Here is a 15,597-nt window from a genome sequence, read left to right as displayed (position 1 = left end):
TCACAAATTCAGAAGGTTGTAGATCAGCCGCGCGGTCTCCGCGTAGCCGTAGGCGTTGGGATGCAAAGTATCGGCGATGAACCCACTGGCTGCGCCCTCCACGAAGGGGCCGAACCTCACGCCGACATCAAGCACGGGAAGGTTGCGCTCGGCCCCGAGGCTGCGGATGACATCGGCATAGGCCTGCCACGGATGATCCCGCGATACACCGGGCGACATGGACACGATCAAGACGACCGGCACTCCGATCGCGGCGGCGCGGTCCACGATTGCAGTGAGCGACGCCTGATAGTCAGACGGAGATCGGTTCTGGTTGAAATCGTTCAGCCCCAACTGCACCAACCAAAGATCCGCGTCCAAGGATGGCAGCGCCGATAGCGGGCTGTGATATGCCGATTGATCGGCATATTGGTCTGTACGCCACGAGGTGCGACCGCAGTTCAGCACGTCGAGACCGGGCGACGTGCTGTCATAGCAATGCCAACCGATAATCCGCACCGGCCCGGTAACGCGGGCAAGCTCCAACACCTGCTCTGCGGCCCCCGGTGCAGCATAGGTCAGCTTCTGAACCGATCCGGTGGCGGGACTGAAGGAAGTGCGCGAACCCGCAACACCAATCTCTAGCGTTGCCTCGGCTTCGACGGCCACCCAGACCTCTGCGCGATCCCAGACGATTTCGGCCGCATGAAAATGTGCCACATGATCGCCGATAGCTCCGATGAGCTGTTGCAGATGGCCGACCGCATCGGCGTGCAGAGGAAGTGGCTTCAGCACGCGGGCACGCATCACGAGCATTTCGACATCGCAATGTCAAAGCGCCGCCTCGCGGTCGCCGCCGGAGCGGTCGAGGTGACGCGGCTCGAGTTGGGCCGGATTCTTCGGAAGCGGCGGGGGACCTAGGGATGAAAGCCTCCCGCAGCACTCATTTCATGTCAGGCTGGCTCAGCTTCATCACGCGATGCGTGTTCCCGCACAGCACTCATGGCAGCCTCTTCGGTCCATGCTTGTCCAGAGAAGCCCGGATTCTTCCAGACCTCCCAGAACCACGAACCAACACCAGGGTTTTGCTTGGAGAAATATGCTCGTCCAACCGGGACGCCGTCGCGGCAAACGGTCCAATCATTTGGGACTGCGGTGCCGTCGACAATCGTCTTAATAGATGTCCACATGCGGTGGAATATAGGCGCGATCACTCACGAGTCCAGCCGTTGGACAGGATCCGCCGGTCGAAAACCGGCAGAGCGTGCGGCAGCCGAGAAGGCCTGTCGCGCGGCACCAACGGGCGCAAGGCACTCCATGGTGGCGTCGATCTTGATCAAAGCATCGTCTCGAGCAGCATCCATCACAGGCCATTTTTTCCGAAGCCAGTAGCGTGCTTGTTCGATTGTGGAGAATTTCTGAACGTCACCTGTTTCGGCGACAACGTAGTGCAGGGGTTTGCCCCAATTAATTTCTATCATTGGCGCTATGTGGACATTCGGCAGCAGAAAGGCAAGCCCATCACCTCCGCAAGGGGCCGAGGTACAGCATGAAGACCGATTGGCCCTTCACCAACCTCACCCAGATGAAATACGGCGCGATCCTCGCGGACCCACCGTGGGCCTATGAGATGCGTTCCGAGGCGGGCTATGCGAAATCGCCAGAAGCGCAATATGCCACCATGCCGACCGAGGCGATCGCTGCACTGCCTGTGGCCCATCTGGCCGGTCCAGACTGCCTGCTGTTCATGTGGTCGACGTGGCCGCATCTGCCGGCAGCGCTGGAAGTCATGAAGGAGTGGGGCTTCAAATATGTGACCGGCGGCAGTTGGACCAAGCGGACGCGGCACTGGAACGTGAACATGGGCACCGGCTATTGCCTACGTTCTGCAACCGAGCCGTTCATCGTCGGTAAGATCGGCCAGCCCAAAATCAGGGACAAGGGCCAGCGCAACCTGATCGTCGCGCCTGAGGCGATCCCTGATGCGATCGAAGGTATCCGCCGCGAGCACAGCCGCAAGCCGCCCGAGATGCGGCAGATGATCGACAAGCTGCTGCCCGACATCTGGGGATGCGAGCTGTTCGCGCGCGAGCCGTGGGAAGGCCGCGACGTCTGGGGCAACCAGACTGATAAATTCGAGGCCGCGTCATGATTCCGCGCCTGGCCTTCGACCAGCCTGAGCCGCCGACGGGACGGATCCACGCCCTCAGCAGAGCCGCGAGGATCGGTGCTGTCTATCCCCTCGGGGACGGCCGGGCGACGTGGTGGTGTTACGTCACTGAACAGCGCGGCGAGGCGAAGTCTGTCGAGGCAGCGCAAGGCGCGCTCGCGGGGGCGTTTGGCGAGTGGATGGATCAAGCCGGACTGAACCAGCCGATGGCTGATGCAAATAACCAAGGGGGGCTTTTGTGATGGGGATGCCCGCGAAAGATAGAACCTTTGACGCTGTAGCCGCCTACGGCTCGGAGCACTGGGTCGCCGCGCGGTTTGGTCGATCCCACGACTGGCTGAAGCGCGAACGGCCGCGGTTGGAGGCAGAAGGCTTTCCGCCCCGCGACCGCCTGACGGGCTACACGCTCAAGGCTGATGTCGATGCTTGGCTTGCCAAGAGGCGGCGCGTTGCCGACCCTGCCGGTCGTCAGGATTTCCCTGACAGAATCGGCGGGGTCAATCTCGCCAAGCTCTAGGAGGAAACGCGATGGACTATCGCCCTGCCCTCTGGGACGGCAGCGATCCGCTGTATGCCCCAAACACCGCCAGAACAAAGGACTGGCTATACTGGAAGCCGACCAAGAAATTCGTGGACGCGGGCTTTCCGAAAATCCCGAGGCGGCTTCCCGGTCGTATCGGCGATGGCAACGACGCGATGCGCGCGCAGCTGGCGCGAGAATACACGCGAGAAATGCTGCGGTGGTTCGATAGTGCCGAACCCAAGATTGAGCCAGGATCATGGAAACACCTAATCGCGGCCTATCTTACCGACGATTTCAGCCCATTTCAGGACCTGAAGGAAAATACCAAGGCCGAATACCGGCGCAATATGACACGATGGGAAGAGGCAATCGGCACTGCCTTGGTCCGCGACGGCACGCTGCCCGAAATCAAGGGCTGGCAGCGCGCCATGGCGACCAACGGTCGATCAGCAGCCTACCAGAAGCGCCAGTTCACAGCGCTTCGCATCCTGATCAGCTATGGCGTATCCACCCATTTCGAGGGCGCAAAGGCAGCTGAGGACGTGGTGCGCAAAATCCGCGTGAAGGGCGTTCGCGCCAGGGCAATCTCGCCGACCGAGGCGCAGATCGCAGCGATCATAAAGGCCGCTGATGATGCGAAGGATCACATGTTCGCCCTCGGCTTGTCACTTCAGTGGTGGCTGACCCTCCGGGCTGTCGATGTGCGCGGCCAGTGGCTGGCCGGGGATGCGAGCGGCATCAGGAAGAACGGCAAGTATTGGGCCGATGGTTTGACGTGGGACATGATCGATCGCGACCTTACCGTCTTACGCAAGACACCGTCGAAGACCGAAGAGGTGCTTCCCGACGAACTGGTCTACGACCTTATGCTGGTGCCCGATCTTCGCAGGCGGCTGGCCGATATCTCCAATGAAAACCGCGTCGGACCGGTGATCGTGCAGCGGAACGGTGTCCCGTATTCAAAGCGCAGATGGGCAACGCTGTTCGCCCGCTACCGGAAGTCGGCGAAGGTTCCCAACCATATCTGGTGCATGGATACACGAGCGGGCGCGATCAACCACGCCAAGCGCGCCGGCGCGTCCCACATCGAACTGCAGCATCAGGCAAACCATGCTCAGGCCTCGACCACAGATCGCTATATCCGCGAGCGCAGTACGTCGGTGAACAAGGTGATTCAGCTCCGCACGAGAACTGGTTGAGAACAGATGAATCAACTGGCAATTCAACCGTGTCTCAACCGCCCCGCAGGGCACTTGTCTAAGTATCTGGAAAATATGGCGGACCCGGAGCGATTCGAACGCCCGACCCCCAGATTCGTAGTCTGGTGCTCTATCCAGCTGAGCTACGGGTCCGTCGTAGGGCGGTGATCTAGCGCCACCTTCGGGGGGTTGCAAGAGGGAAAACCAAAAAACATGCCCGCTCAGGCAAAGCGCTGAACATCACACAGCGAGCATAGCTGAATATAGCCAAGGCCCATTGACGCAAACACCTGCAGCATAAGCAGAAAAACCCGCATCGAAGACATATCACAGCCGCTCACCCACCCAAACCCGGCACCATCCCTACCCCTGCTTCAAAGATCATTGATCCCCCGCCAGAATACGGTCACAAATCGACCATAAGCTCTGCGATGCCAATGCTTGCCGCATCGCGAGACAACAGGACAACGCAAGAACAGGGGACGTATTTCGTGGCAGGGGAAGTGACCGAGGCCGCCCATGCGGCGGAAAGTGCCGTCGCGCATGGCGGGATGAATCTGACAGCCGTGGTGGTGCTTCTGGCCGCTGCCGTGATTGCGGTGCCCCTGTTCCGACGATTGGGCCTTGGCTCGATCCTTGGTTATCTGGCAGCTGGGCTGCTGGTCGGACCTTCGGTGCTTGCCATATTCGACGATCCGCAATCCATCATCCATGTCGCCGAACTGGGCGTTGTGCTGTTCCTCTTCATCATCGGCCTTGAGATGCAGCCTTCGCGCCTCTGGTCGATGCGGGGAGAGATCTTCGGCCTCGGGCTTCTTCAGGTCGGCGGCGCCATCGCGGTGCTGGTCTGGGTCGGCGTCATTCTTGGCTACCCTTGGGCCGCCAGCTTCGTCGCCGGTGCGGGCTTCGTGATGACCTCAACCGCGGTCGTCATGCAGATGTTGGACGAGCGGGGCGAGATGTCCCAACCCAAGGGCCGCCGTATCGTTTCGATCCTGCTGTTCGAGGATCTGGCCATCGTGCCGCTGCTGGCACTGGTCGCTTTCCTCGCGCCGGGCGCAGAAGAGGCAACCATGTCCGACCGCCTCACCGGCATCGCCATCGGCCTTGCCTCGATCGCGGTGCTGGTCCTTGCCGGGCGCTACCTGCTTGATCCGATGTTCCGCCTGCTGGCCCGATTCGGCGCGCGTGAGGTGATGACGGCGGCGGCGCTTCTGGTCGTCCTTGGCGCAGCGGTGCTGTTGCAGGAGGGCGGGCTGTCGATGGCGATGGGCGCCTTCCTCGCCGGTGTCCTGCTGTCGGAATCCAGCTTCCGCCACCAGCTTGAAGCCGAGATCGAGCCGTTCCGCGGCCTGCTGCTGGGCCTCTTCTTCATGGGCGTCGGCATGGCGCTGGACCTCAAGGTCATCGCCGAGAACTGGGTGGTCATCGCGATCAGCGTGCCGACCTACATGATCCTGAAGACGCTGGTGATCTATATCGTCGGGCGGCTGCTCAAGGCATCGCGCAGCGAGGCGCTGGAGCGCGCGGTGATGATGGCCCAAGGCGGCGAGTTCGCCTTCGTCCTCTACGCCTCGGCCACCCAATTCGGCATTCTCACCCCGATCTGGAACGCCAACCTGACCGCGATCATCATTTGCTCGATGGTGCTGACCCCGTTCATGATGATCCTTCACGACCGCTTCGCCCCAAAAGCGATCCAGCAGTTCGACGGCGTCGAAGAGGTCCGAGAGCTTCACGGCAGCGTCCTTCTGATCGGCTTCGGACGTTTCGGCCAGATCGTCAGCCAACCGCTTCTGGATCGCGGCTACAGCCTGTCGTTGATCGATACCGACGCCGAAATGATCCACGACGCGGGCAATTTCGGCTTCAAGGTCTTCTACGGTGACGGCACCCGTCCTGACATCCTTCACGCTGCGGGGGCGGGTAATGCGCGCCTGATCATCGCCGCCGCCAACGACCCCAAAGCCGTGACGCGGATCGTCGAACTTGTGAAGGAGGAATACCCCCTGACCCCGATCCTTGCCCGCGCCTTCGACCGCGAACATTCGCTGAAACTGGTCGAGGCAGGGGCCGACTACCAGATCCGCGAAACCGTCGAGAGCGCGTTCTCGATGGGCCGCGAGGCGTTGATCCGGCTGGGCGACGATCCTGACGATGCCGACGAGGTCATGGAACGCTTCCGCGCCCGCGACGCCGAACGCTTCTCGCTGGAAGTGGCAGAGGGGATTTCGGCGGGCGTTTCTCTGATCATCGGCAACAAGACGAAGCCAGAGCGGGGCTGAGGCCGGATGGCGCGACGACGGTGCGGGCGAGGCTGCGCAAGCTAGGCGCAGCCCGTCACTCTTCGCGCCCGACGCGCCCCTCGATCACGGTTTTCACGATCAGCACGATCAGCGCGATCAGGGTCAGCGTCGATGCGGCGGCAAAGGCGCCGACGATGTTCAGGTCGTTGAACAGCAGCTCGATCTGCAAAGGCAGCGTGTTCGTCTGCCCCCGGATCGAGCCTGACACGACTGAGACCGCGCCGAATTCCCCGACCGCCCGCGCCGTCGCCAGCACCGCTCCGTAAAGCAAGGCCCAGCGGATATTCGGCAGCGTCACCAGCCGGAAAATCTGGAAACCCGTCGCGCCAAGCGTCAGCGCCGCCTGTTCCTGCTCGGACCCTTGCGCCTGCATCAGCGGCAACACCTCGCGGGTGACGAAGGGCGCGGTGACGAACAGCGTCACCAGCACGATCCCCGGCAGCGCGAACAGGATCTGGATATCTGCCGCGCCCAGGGTCGGGCCAAGCAGCCCCTGCCGTCCGTAAAGCAGCAGGTAACAAACCCCGGCAATGATCGGCGAGATCGAGAAGGGCAGTTCGATGATCGTCAGCAGCAGCTTGCGACCGGGGAAGGTAAAGCGGGCGATCAGCCATGCGGCGGACAGGCCGATGACGATGTTCACGGGCACGGTAATCAGCGCGACCACACTGGTCAGCCAGATCGCGTGCAGCGTATCGGGGGCGATGATATTCGCCGCGAAGGCCGCGACCCCGTCAGACAGCGCCCGCCAGAAGATATAGGCCAAAGGCACCGCAACGATGAAGGCCGTGCCCAGAAAGGCCAGCCCGATCAGCACATATTGCGCCGTCCGGTCCTCACGCGGGGCCAAAGCGCCGGGGGTGGAGGCGGCTCTCATGGCTGCCCCCTGCGGCGGTTCATCTGCCATTGCAGACCGTTCGACAGCGCCAACAGGATCAGCGCGATCAGCATCAGCGTCAGCGCGATGGCGGCGGCACCGTTATAATCGTATTCTTCCAGCCGGATCACCGCCAGAAGCGAGGCGATCTCGGTCTTCATCGGCAGGTTCCCGGCGATAAAGATCACCGCGCCGAACTCGCCCAAGGATCGCGCGAAGGCGATGGTCGTACCGATCAGGAAAGCGGGCAGGATCTGCGGAAAGACCACTTTGCGAAAGATGGTAAACGGGGTCGCGCCCAGTGACCGCGCGGCTTCCTCAAGCTGCGGGTCCAGATCCTCAAGGATCGGCTGCACCGTGCGCACCACGAAGGGGATCGAGGTGAAGCACATGGCAATCGCCACCCCCCAGATCGTATAGACGACCTTGATCCCGGCAGGCTCCAGCAATTGCCCATACCAGCCATTCGCCGAAAACAGCGCCGTCAGCGACAGCCCCGCCACGGCAGTCGGCAGGGCAAAGGGAATGTCCATCATCGCATCCAGTATCCGGCGACCGGGGAAGCGATATCGGACCAGCACCCATGCCATCAGCAGGCCGTAAAGCGCGTTGAAAATGGTGGCGATCACCGCCGCCGTGACGGTCAGCCGCAGGGCGGCCATAGCGCGGGGCGCGGTGATGATCTCCCAGAAGCGGGCGGGACCGATCTCGGCCCCTTTCAGCATCAGCGCGATGACCGGCAGCAGGATGACGATGCCCACATAGGTCAGCGTCAACCCCATGGTCAGCCCAAAGCCCGGCAGGACGCGTTTGGTCCTGCCGGAAGGTGCCGCGGTGATCGCCAGTGTCGTCATTGGTTGACGAAGACGCTGTCAAGAATTCCGCCCTCGGCGAAATGCTGTTCCTGCGCCTGTTCCCAGCCACCGAAGACGTCCTCGACCGTGACCAGCTTCACCTCGGGGAAGTCGGCTGCGACTTCGGCGGCGACGGTTTCATCGTTCACGCGGTAATAATGCTTGGCCAGAATGCGCTGCGCCTCGGGCGTGTAGAGATAATCGAGATAGGCTTTCGACACCTCGGCAGAGCCGTTCTTTTCCGCATTCTCGGTCACCACGGCGACCGGGAATTCAGCCAGAACCGACAGCGACGGGGCAACACGCTCGAATTTCGCATCGGCATATTGCGCGGCGATCCCGCCGGTTTCGGCCTCGAAGGTGATCAGCACATCGCCGATATTGCGTTCGGCAAAGGTGGCGGTGGCGGCGCGACCGCCGGTGTCAAAGACCGGCACATTGGCGAAGATTTTCTTGACGAATTCCTGCGCCGCTTCCTGATCGCCGCCATTCTGGTCCAGCGCATAGGCATAGGCCGCCAGATAGGTATAGCGGGCATTGCCGCTGGTCTTGGGGTTCGGGAAGATCACCTGCACGCCTTCGGCGGCCAGATCGTCCCAATCCTCGATGCCCTTGGGATTACCCTCGCGCACAAGGAAGGCCGGCAGCGAATAGAAGGGCGAGGCGTCATTCGGGAAGGCCTCGCGCCAGTCTTCCTCCAGCAGGCCACCCTCGGCCAGCACGTCGATATCGGTCACCTGATTGAAGGTCACCACATCGGCGGGCAGCCCTTCCAGAATCGCCCGCGCCTGTTTCGAGGAACCGCCATGCGATTGATCGATGGTCACGGTGCGGCCGGTATCGGCCTGCCATTTCTCGGCAAAGACCGGGTTGATTTCGGCGAAGAGTTCCCGCGCGACATCGTAAGAGACGTTCAGGATCTTGTCCTGCGCGACGGCGGGGCTTGCCAGCCCCAGAATAACGGCAAGGGCGGTGGTCAGACGGAAAGTCACGGGCGGTTCTCCTTGAGAGCATGTGTGATGTCAGAGGCGGCGGCGGGCGCGGTAGCCCGGCCTTGGGCGCTGCCGGGGAAGACCTGTCCGGCCTCCGCGCGCAGCAGTACATTCATTCCGGTTTCAAGCCGCGTTCCCGCGCGGCGCGGCACCTCGGCTTCGATCCGACAGCCGGTGCCGTCCTCGGCCACGATCCGCAGCAGCGCGCCGGTCGAGGCGATCTCGGTCAGGCGGAACGGCGCATTCGGATCGGGCAGCGGCAGAATATCGGCAGGGCGCAGGAACAACGTCGCCGGACCATCGGGCATTGCCCGGCGCGGCAGGGCCGACAGGTCCAGCCCATGCGCCTCGATCCGGCCCGCATTCAGCGTTACCGGCAATTCCACGTTCAGCCCAAGAAAACGCGCCACGAACGGCGTCGCCGGGTGGTCGTAAATCTGATCGGGGCGGCCGGTCTGCTCGATCCGGCCCTCATTCATCACCACCACGCGGTCGGCCAGCTCGAACGCCTCTTCCTGATCGTGGGTGACGAAAATCGTGGTGATCCCGGCGCTGTCATGCACGCCACGCAGCCACCGTCGCAAATCGCGGCGCACCTGCGCATCCAGCGCGCCGAAGGGTTCGTCCAGCAGCAACACCCGCGGCTGAATCGCCATCGCCCGGCCAAGCGCCACCCGCTGCCGCTGCCCGCCCGACAATTCCGCCGGATAACGATCGCCCAAAGGCGCGATCTGAAGGAAACTCAGCAACCGATCGACGGTTTCGGCAACGGCACCCTTGCCCGGACGCTCGGCACGCGGCAGCACGTTCAGCCCGAAGGCGATATTGTCGCGCACCTTCATATGCGGAAACAGCGCGTAATGCTGAAACACCAGCCCGATCTTGCGCTCGGCGGCAGAGCGGCTCAGCCAGTCCTGCCCGTCAAAGGCCAGCGTCCCGGCATCCGGCCAATCCAAACCCGCGATGATCCGCAACAGCGAGGTCTTGCCCGATCCCGACGGCCCCAGAAGCGCGATTAATTCGCCCTTGTCGATCTCAAGATCAATGCCGCGCAGCACCTCGGTCTTGCCGAAGCGGCGGGTGATATGGGACAGCGACAGCGTCATGGCGGCAGACTTTCGATGATACCCGGAAGAGGTATCAACGGCCCCTGGCAATGCCAAGGAACGGCGGAATGCGAGTTTCATCCCGAAAAGAGAATATTATTCTCCGCCACTCCTGCATGCCCAAGGTCACCCGCTTGCGAAGTCGCAACTCACGGATGTGCTTTCAAATTTGCGGCGATCCCACCGCGCTGGCCGAAATCGCCCTCATTTTGCTCAACCGATATTGCACCTTCTGCAAGACCTGTCCAAAAGCACAGCCCCAACCCCGCACGAGCCGGATTGACCGGCGGGTCAATCAGCTTCATATCTCCGCCGTTCCTCGGGTGTGAGGCACTTCAGAGACGGTTCGCGGCGTGCGAAGTTTTCATCCTCTTCCCCGAGGATGTGTCATGTTAAAGAGTTTCGACAGGCCGCGAACCGTATTCTACGTTCCCATCAATGGAACCCAAAACAGCCCCTCAGCCCCCCTTCAACCAGACCGGAAAAGCGCTGCGGACATAGCTGCCTGCCTTCGCGGCTGTCACGACATTCCCACCGATCCGGCGCATTGACCGCAGCCAACTGCGCGCGACCAGACCCTGTAAGCCTCGCCGCGCGATCAGTGACGCTTACTGCATTCCCAGCGCGGACTTGTACATTTCCAGAATCGCCTCTTCCTCGGCCACATCGTCGCGGTCGCGTTTGCGCAAAGCGACGATCTTCTTCATCACCTTGGTGTCGTAGCCGCGCGCTTTGGCCTCGGCCATCACTTCCTTCTGGCGCTCGGCGATGTCCTTCTTCTCGGCCTCCAGTTGCTCGAACTGTTCGATGAACTGGCGCAGCTCGTCGGCGGCGACGCTATAGGCCTGATCGTCCTGCATCTCGATTCGTCCTTTCCTGCCCGTTCGGGCCTGCCTCTTTTCAGGGCGGGATTGTTAGGCGGTCTTGTTCCGGGGTGCAATCGCCGCTAGGCCAGCCGAAACGATCCGGAGAGACATCATGACCATCTTCGACATCCTGATCTGGGCCGGGGCAGCACTGACCCTTGCCGGGCTTGCCGGGATCATCTGGTGCATCATCGCCATCGCCCGCGCACGCAAGGGCGGGCTGGACGACGCCGCACTGCGCATCCGGATGCAGCGCGCCGTGACGGTGAACATGGCCTCGCTTGCGGCGTCGACCATCGGGCTGATGCTGGTCGTGGTTGGCATCTTCCTGAAACCATAAGGCGCGATCATGCGAGCCCTGATCCAGCGCGTCACGGAAGCCACGGTTACGGTAGATGGCGACATCATCGGCCAGACCGGACCCGGCCTGATGGTGCTGATCTGCGCCATGCAGGGCGATGACGAAGCCGCAGCCGAAAAACTGGCCGCCCGCACGGCCAAGCTGCGCATCTTTCGCGACGATCAGGGGCGGATGAACCGTTCGGTCCTTGATGCGGGCGGCAGCGCGCTGGTCATCAGCCAGTTCACCCTTGCCGCCGATACCCGCACCGGCAACCGCCCCGGCTTTTCCAGCGCCGCCCACCCGGAAGATGGCGAGCGGCTGTATCACCACTTCGCGGACAGCCTGCGCAGCCACGGGATCGCCGTCGAAGAGGGACGCTTCGGTGCCGACATGAAGGTGCGGCTGACGAATGACGGTCCGGTGACGATCTGGCTTGATACCGCTGATCGCGCTTGACTTATCGCCGCGTCTCCCCCATCTGAGGCCAGTCGTCGCCCGCTGCCGCGTGAGCAGCCGCGAATATTCGCCAGGGCGCACCATTCTTCCCAGTTTCCCATTCACGCGGGGAGGCTTGCGGGCATCTCGTATCACGCCCGCATCCCTGCTGATTGCCGCGCACAGATCGCGCGGCCCCTGCCCGCTTCCGATACGGGGGATGCGGGACGAAAGTATTTGATGGAACAGAACCAATCCCGCCGTCGCGGTTTTCGTGGCGGCAAGGGCACTCCCCGCTCGGTGCCGCAGCATGCTGGCAGCAATGACGGCCGCCGCGCGCCCTCGCGCGAACCGCTGCCGACCGGGCCTTTTGCCGATATGGGCATCGATGCCCGCATCAACGCCAATATCGCGGCCATGGGCCTGACCCGGCCGACGCCGATTCAGGCACAGGCGATCCCCTCGGTGGTTGAAGGGCGCGACGTGCTGGGCCTTGCCCAGACCGGAACCGGCAAGACCGCAGCTTTCGGGCTGCCGATGCTGACCCGCCTGATCAAGTATGGCAAGAAACCCGATCCCAAGACCTGCCGTGCGCTGATCCTTGCGCCGACGCGGGAACTGGCCACACAGATCGCCACCAATATCGACGCCTATGCCGAAGGCACGCCGATCCGGTCGTTCCGGGTCGTCGGCGGCGCCTCGATCAACGTCCAGACCGAGCGGCTGTCGCGCGGCGTGGACGTGCTGATCGCCACGCCGGGCCGTCTGATGGACCTGATCGAGCGTCGCGCGATCAGCCTTGAAGCGACCACCTATCTGGTGCTCGACGAGGCTGACCAGATGCTCGACATCGGCTTCATCCACACGCTGCGCAAGATCGCCCGGATGCTGCCGCGCGACCGTCAGACCCTTCTGTTCTCGGCCACCATGCCGAAACTGATGGAGGAGCTTGCCGACACCTACCTGACCAATCCGGTCCGGGTCGCGGTGAACCCTCCGGGTCAGGCTGCGAAGAAGATCGAACAGGGCGTACATTTCGTGGGTCAGGGGGACAAGGCCGCGCTGCTGGCCGAATACCTCTCGAAACATACGTCCGAGCTGGCAATGGTCTTTGGCCGCACCAAGCATGGTTGCGAGAAGCTGGCGAAGCTTTTGGAGAAATGGGGCTTCGCGGTCGCCGCGATCCACGGCAACAAGTCGCAGGGTCAACGCGAACGGGCGCTTGACGCTTTCCGCAAGGGCGAAACCCGGGTGCTGGTGGCAACGGATGTCGCGGCACGGGGTCTCGATATCCCCGAGGTTGCGCATGTCTATAACTACGACCTACCGAACGTCCCCGAGAACTATGTCCACCGCATCGGCCGCACCGCCCGCGCCGGTCGCGATGGCCGCGCCGTGGCCTTCTGTGCGCCTGCCGAGGTCGGCGAACTTCGCGCCATCGAAAAGGCAATGAAATCCTCGATCCCGGTCATTGGCGGCGAGGTTCCGGCAGGTGCCGCCGCGGCACCGCGCGGCCAGCGTGGCCCGTCGAAGCGGATCGACAGCGGCGGCAACAAACGCCCCGCACGTCGCCCCTCGCGCCGGCCGAAAAGCCAACAAGCGTAAGATCACGCCAAGGTAAAAAGAAGCGCCGCAGGATTTTGATCCTGCGGCGTTTTTTCATGTCCGGCTGCTTTCGCCGCAATGCCGTCCCGTCCACGCAACACCACCGTTCGCAAGCTGTGTACGCCCTGTGCACATCCCCTGCACCCACGGTGCATACCCTGTGCGGCCCAAAACCCAGCATTTGCTGGCTCGCGCCGCGCCGGGCTTCTTCGTTGCACAAATACCGTCTGCAACGCCCGCAACCTGTTGCGGCGCAGCAGGGCGGGCGCTTGGGCCCGCCCCGTTATCAGACCATCCGCAACCGCAACCTCGGCAACGACAAAGCCGCCGTCAGCCATGCCAACCCCGCGCAAAGCGCGATGCCCGGAACCATGGTCGCGACCGTGTTGTCCATGAACGGCCCGGTCGCGGCGATCATCACACCTCCGGTCAGCATCTGGATCGTCCCGCCCAGAGACGAGGCCAATCCCGCAATATCGGGATGCGGGTCCAGCGACATCACCATGGCCGTGGGCATCACCAGCCCCAGACAGGCATTGCCCATGAACAGCCCCGCGATCACCACCGGCAAGGCGTCTATCCCCAGCAAAACCACGGCTGCCAGCGAGATCATCACCCCGGCAAAACCCGTAATCGCCAGCGAGATCACCCGCTCCATCCCGTAGCGCATCGCCAGCTTTCCGGCGAATTGCGAGGCGCTGAAGAAGCCGATCGCATTGACGGCGAAGGCTATCGAAAAGCCGGTCGCGCTCAGCCCGTATTGGCTCGTATAGACAAAGCTCGCCGTGGACAGGAAGACGAAGAAGCTCGCCATCCCGAATCCGCCGATCAGCGTCAGCCCGACAAACCGCCGGTCGGTCAACAACCGCTTGGCACCTGCCAGCATCGGCTCCAACTCGACCGGCTGACGGCGCTGAACCGACAGCGTCTCCGGCAGCACGAACAGGATCAGCCCAAGGCTCAGCAAAGAGGCCACGGCCAGCACCGCGAAGATCTCGCGCCAGCTTCCCCAGGCCATGACGATAGAGCCCGTCAGCGGCGCAAGCATCGGTGAGATCGAGATGACGATCATGATTGCCGCCATCATCTTCGCCGCCTGCGGTCCGGTCGCCATGTCGCGGACGATGGCACGCGGCACCACCATCAACGTCGCCGCGCCCAGCCCCTGCAGGCCGCGCGCCACGATCAGCCAGCCGATTGACGGCGCCATCGAGGCCGCAATCGTCGCGATCAGGAAAATGACCACACCGATGATCAGCGGCTTTTTGCGCCCGATCGCATCGGACATCGGCCCGTAGATCATCTGCGCAAGGCCGAAGACGATGAAGTAAGAGGTCAGCGTCAGCGCCGCCCTTGCCTTGGTCGTGCCAAGGTCCACCGCGAGATGGGGCAGCGCGGGAAGATACATGTCGATCGCGAACGGACCGACTGCGGAAAGAAGCCCAAGGATCAGGGCCATGCGGAACAATGGGTCACGCATCGGAATAACCTGCAATGTAGATATGATAAGGAGGGGCGTAGAATCACGCCGAAGAAGGGAACGCCCGCCGCCGAACGCGCTATGTGCCACCAACTTGCACAGATTGCAATCTTTGATCGTCCGCTGCACGGAAATCCGCCGCTTGCCGCGTCCTGCCTGCACCGTTATCTGATCGCATGGCCAAACTTTATTTCCACTATTCAACGATGAACGCGGGCAAAAGCACGCTGCTGCTGCAGGCGTCCTACAACTACCGCGAACGCGGCATGCAGACGCTGTTGCTGACGGCTGCGCTGGACAGCCGCGCAGGTCAGGGTCGCATCGCCAGCCGGATCGGCATCGGCGACGACGCGCTGACCTTTGACGAGACGACCGATCTCTTCACGCTGATCGAAACGCATGGCGAAAGCTGCGCCTGCATCTTCATCGACGAGGCTCAGTTCCTGACGGCTGGTCAGGTCTGGCAACTGGCTCGGGTGGCCGACGATCTGGGCATCCCGGTGATGTGCTACGGCCTCCGCGTCGATTTCCGGGGAGAGTTGTTCCCCGGCTCTGCGGCGCTGCTGGCACTGGCCGACGATCTGCGCGAGGTTCGCACCATCTGTCATTGCGGACGCAAGGCAACCATGGTCATCCGCCGCGACGAACAGGGCCACGCGATCACCGAAGGCGCGCAGGTGCAGGTCGGCGGCAATGAAACCTATGTCTCGCTCTGCCGCCGCCATTGGCGAGAGGCGACGGGGAACTAAACTCCCCGCACGCCACGATGCGCGCCGGGCGGTGCCTGAAGGCACCTCGTTCCGGGCCGGATCTTCACCCTCCGCGCGTTGATTTTCTCCGCAAGCTCGCGATGCAAAAAACT

The 15,597-nt window shown here is 62.7% G+C and carries 18 protein-coding genes and 1 tRNA gene; 9 read left to right on the top strand and 10 right to left on the bottom strand.

What is annotated here, in order from left to right:
- On the bottom strand, positions 1 to 774 hold the full coding sequence (locus JJJ17_RS13900) for an SGNH/GDSL hydrolase family protein (protein WP_325168817.1): 774 nt from the start codon (positions 772 to 774) through the stop codon (positions 1 to 3).
- Here JJJ17_RS13900 and JJJ17_RS13895 point away from each other — a divergent pair.
- Positions 685 to 900 (top strand): DUF4031 domain-containing protein, encoded by a 216-nt coding sequence (locus JJJ17_RS13895; RefSeq protein WP_325168816.1) that lies wholly within the window; start codon positions 685 to 687, stop codon positions 898 to 900. The two genes, JJJ17_RS13900 and JJJ17_RS13895, sit on opposite strands and share 90 nt — an antisense overlap.
- 293 nt (positions 901 to 1,193) lie before the next feature.
- Here JJJ17_RS13895 and JJJ17_RS13890 read toward each other — a convergent pair whose 3' ends face one another.
- Entirely contained in the window at positions 1,194 to 1,460 is a 267-nt protein-coding gene (locus JJJ17_RS13890; RefSeq protein WP_200687444.1) for a DUF982 domain-containing protein, read from the bottom strand.
- Between the two features lie 68 nt (positions 1,461 to 1,528).
- Here JJJ17_RS13890 and JJJ17_RS13885 point away from each other — a divergent pair, with 68 nt between their 5' ends.
- From JJJ17_RS13885 to JJJ17_RS13875, 3 genes are all read left to right on the top strand, one after another.
- On the top strand, positions 1,529 to 2,131 hold the full coding sequence (locus tag JJJ17_RS13885) for an MT-A70 family methyltransferase (protein ID WP_200687442.1): 603 nt from the start codon (positions 1,529 to 1,531) through the stop codon (positions 2,129 to 2,131).
- Positions 2,132 to 2,390: 259 nt separating this feature from the next.
- Positions 2,391 to 2,666 (top strand): hypothetical protein, encoded by a 276-nt coding sequence (locus JJJ17_RS13880; protein WP_234464103.1) that lies wholly within the window; start codon positions 2,391 to 2,393, stop codon positions 2,664 to 2,666.
- A gap of 11 nt (positions 2,667 to 2,677) precedes the next feature.
- Positions 2,678 to 3,871 (top strand): site-specific integrase, encoded by a 1,194-nt coding sequence (locus JJJ17_RS13875; RefSeq protein WP_200687440.1) that lies wholly within the window; start codon positions 2,678 to 2,680, stop codon positions 3,869 to 3,871.
- A 76-nt stretch (positions 3,872 to 3,947) separates the two neighbouring features.
- Here JJJ17_RS13875 and JJJ17_RS13870 read toward each other — a convergent pair.
- Positions 3,948 to 4,024: transfer RNA gene (locus tag JJJ17_RS13870), tRNA-Arg, on the bottom strand.
- A gap of 338 nt (positions 4,025 to 4,362) precedes the next feature.
- Between JJJ17_RS13870 and JJJ17_RS13865 the strand changes: the two genes are divergently transcribed.
- Positions 4,363 to 6,156, top strand: coding sequence for a monovalent cation:proton antiporter-2 (CPA2) family protein (locus JJJ17_RS13865; RefSeq protein ID WP_325168814.1), 1,794 nt, complete (start codon positions 4,363 to 4,365; stop codon positions 6,154 to 6,156).
- 55 nt (positions 6,157 to 6,211) lie between these two features.
- On the opposite strand, the gene cysW is transcribed toward JJJ17_RS13865, so the two are convergent.
- The 6 genes from cysW to JJJ17_RS13835 form a co-directional block, all read right to left on the bottom strand.
- Positions 6,212 to 7,054 carry a sulfate ABC transporter permease subunit CysW gene (cysW, locus tag JJJ17_RS13860; protein WP_200687438.1) on the bottom strand — a complete coding sequence of 281 codons (843 nt, stop codon included), beginning with the start codon at positions 7,052 to 7,054 and terminating at the stop codon, positions 6,212 to 6,214.
- Positions 7,051 to 7,908 carry a sulfate ABC transporter permease subunit CysT gene (gene cysT, locus JJJ17_RS13855; protein ID WP_200687436.1) on the bottom strand — a complete coding sequence of 286 codons (858 nt, stop codon included), beginning with the start codon at positions 7,906 to 7,908 and terminating at the stop codon, positions 7,051 to 7,053. Before cysT ends, cysW begins: the two co-directional genes overlap by 4 nt.
- Complete coding sequence (locus tag JJJ17_RS13850) at positions 7,905 to 8,900, bottom strand: sulfate ABC transporter substrate-binding protein (protein ID WP_325168813.1); 996 nt, start codon at positions 8,898 to 8,900, stop codon at positions 7,905 to 7,907. The genes cysT and JJJ17_RS13850 overlap by 4 nt, the downstream gene beginning before the upstream one ends.
- Positions 8,897 to 10,006 (bottom strand): sulfate/molybdate ABC transporter ATP-binding protein, encoded by a 1,110-nt coding sequence (locus JJJ17_RS13845; RefSeq protein ID WP_200687434.1) that lies wholly within the window; start codon positions 10,004 to 10,006, stop codon positions 8,897 to 8,899. Before JJJ17_RS13845 ends, JJJ17_RS13850 begins: the two co-directional genes overlap by 4 nt.
- 149 nt (positions 10,007 to 10,155) lie before the next feature.
- Positions 10,156 to 10,311: a hypothetical protein gene (locus tag JJJ17_RS13840; protein WP_200687432.1), complete on the bottom strand. Its 156-nt coding sequence runs from the start codon at positions 10,309 to 10,311 to the stop codon at positions 10,156 to 10,158.
- 303 nt (positions 10,312 to 10,614) lie between these two features.
- On the bottom strand, positions 10,615 to 10,866 hold the full coding sequence (locus JJJ17_RS13835; RefSeq protein WP_200687431.1) for a DUF2312 domain-containing protein: 252 nt from the start codon (positions 10,864 to 10,866) through the stop codon (positions 10,615 to 10,617).
- 118 nt (positions 10,867 to 10,984) lie between these two features.
- Here JJJ17_RS13835 and JJJ17_RS13830 point away from each other — a divergent pair, with 118 nt between their 5' ends.
- The 3 genes from JJJ17_RS13830 (at position 10,985) to JJJ17_RS13820 (ending at position 13,255) form a co-directional block, all read left to right on the top strand.
- Positions 10,985 to 11,212 carry a hypothetical protein gene (locus JJJ17_RS13830; RefSeq protein ID WP_200687429.1) on the top strand — a complete coding sequence of 76 codons (228 nt, stop codon included), beginning with the start codon at positions 10,985 to 10,987 and terminating at the stop codon, positions 11,210 to 11,212.
- A 9-nt stretch (positions 11,213 to 11,221) separates the two neighbouring features.
- Complete coding sequence (gene dtd, locus JJJ17_RS13825) at positions 11,222 to 11,671, top strand: D-aminoacyl-tRNA deacylase (RefSeq protein ID WP_200687427.1); 450 nt, start codon at positions 11,222 to 11,224, stop codon at positions 11,669 to 11,671.
- Positions 11,672 to 12,028: 357 nt separating this feature from the next.
- Complete coding sequence (locus tag JJJ17_RS13820; protein ID WP_200687676.1) at positions 12,029 to 13,255, top strand: DEAD/DEAH box helicase; 1,227 nt, start codon at positions 12,029 to 12,031, stop codon at positions 13,253 to 13,255.
- 286 nt (positions 13,256 to 13,541) lie between these two features.
- On the opposite strand, the gene JJJ17_RS13815 is transcribed toward JJJ17_RS13820, so the two are convergent.
- Positions 13,542 to 14,735 carry a multidrug effflux MFS transporter gene (locus tag JJJ17_RS13815; protein ID WP_200687425.1) on the bottom strand — a complete coding sequence of 398 codons (1,194 nt, stop codon included), beginning with the start codon at positions 14,733 to 14,735 and terminating at the stop codon, positions 13,542 to 13,544.
- Between the two features lie 176 nt (positions 14,736 to 14,911).
- Between JJJ17_RS13815 and JJJ17_RS13810 the strand changes: the two genes are divergently transcribed.
- On the top strand, positions 14,912 to 15,484 hold the full coding sequence (locus JJJ17_RS13810) for a thymidine kinase (RefSeq protein ID WP_200687423.1): 573 nt from the start codon (positions 14,912 to 14,914) through the stop codon (positions 15,482 to 15,484).
- The last annotated feature ends 113 nt before the right edge of the window (positions 15,485 to 15,597 follow it).

The organism is Paracoccus caeni, from assembly GCF_016629665.1.
Classification (GTDB): domain Bacteria; phylum Pseudomonadota; class Alphaproteobacteria; order Rhodobacterales; family Rhodobacteraceae; genus Paracoccus; species Paracoccus caeni.
This window is presented reverse-complemented; position numbering and strand designations above follow the sequence as displayed.

Bases quoted from the DNA above. Each gene is read 5' to 3' on its own strand.
- JJJ17_RS13885 (WP_200687442.1), top strand. From the start codon at position 1,529: ATGAAGACCGATTGGCCCTTCACCAACCTCACCCAGATGAAATACGGC.
- JJJ17_RS13880 (WP_234464103.1), top strand. From the start codon at position 2,391: ATGGGGATGCCCGCGAAAGATAGAACCTTTGACGCTGTAGCCGCCTAC.
- JJJ17_RS13845 (WP_200687434.1), bottom strand. From the start codon at position 10,006: ATGACGCTGTCGCTGTCCCATATCACCCGCCGCTTCGGCAAGACCGAG.
- JJJ17_RS13890 (WP_200687444.1), bottom strand. From the start codon at position 1,460: ATGATAGAAATTAATTGGGGCAAACCCCTGCACTACGTTGTCGCCGAA.
- JJJ17_RS13815 (WP_200687425.1), bottom strand. From the start codon at position 14,735: ATGCGTGACCCATTGTTCCGCATGGCCCTGATCCTTGGGCTTCTTTCC.
- JJJ17_RS13840 (WP_200687432.1), bottom strand. From the start codon at position 10,311: ATGAAGCTGATTGACCCGCCGGTCAATCCGGCTCGTGCGGGGTTGGGG.
- cysW (WP_200687438.1), bottom strand. From the start codon at position 7,054: ATGAGAGCCGCCTCCACCCCCGGCGCTTTGGCCCCGCGTGAGGACCGG.
- cysT (WP_200687436.1), bottom strand. From the start codon at position 7,908: ATGACGACACTGGCGATCACCGCGGCACCTTCCGGCAGGACCAAACGC.
- dtd (WP_200687427.1), top strand. From the start codon at position 11,222: ATGCGAGCCCTGATCCAGCGCGTCACGGAAGCCACGGTTACGGTAGAT.
- JJJ17_RS13835 (WP_200687431.1), bottom strand. From the start codon at position 10,866: ATGCAGGACGATCAGGCCTATAGCGTCGCCGCCGACGAGCTGCGCCAG.
- JJJ17_RS13820 (WP_200687676.1), top strand. From the start codon at position 12,029: ATGGGCATCGATGCCCGCATCAACGCCAATATCGCGGCCATGGGCCTG.
- JJJ17_RS13895 (WP_325168816.1), top strand. From the start codon at position 685: ATGAAAATGTGCCACATGATCGCCGATAGCTCCGATGAGCTGTTGCAG.
- JJJ17_RS13810 (WP_200687423.1), top strand. From the start codon at position 14,912: ATGGCCAAACTTTATTTCCACTATTCAACGATGAACGCGGGCAAAAGC.
- JJJ17_RS13830 (WP_200687429.1), top strand. From the start codon at position 10,985: ATGACCATCTTCGACATCCTGATCTGGGCCGGGGCAGCACTGACCCTT.
- JJJ17_RS13875 (WP_200687440.1), top strand. From the start codon at position 2,678: ATGGACTATCGCCCTGCCCTCTGGGACGGCAGCGATCCGCTGTATGCC.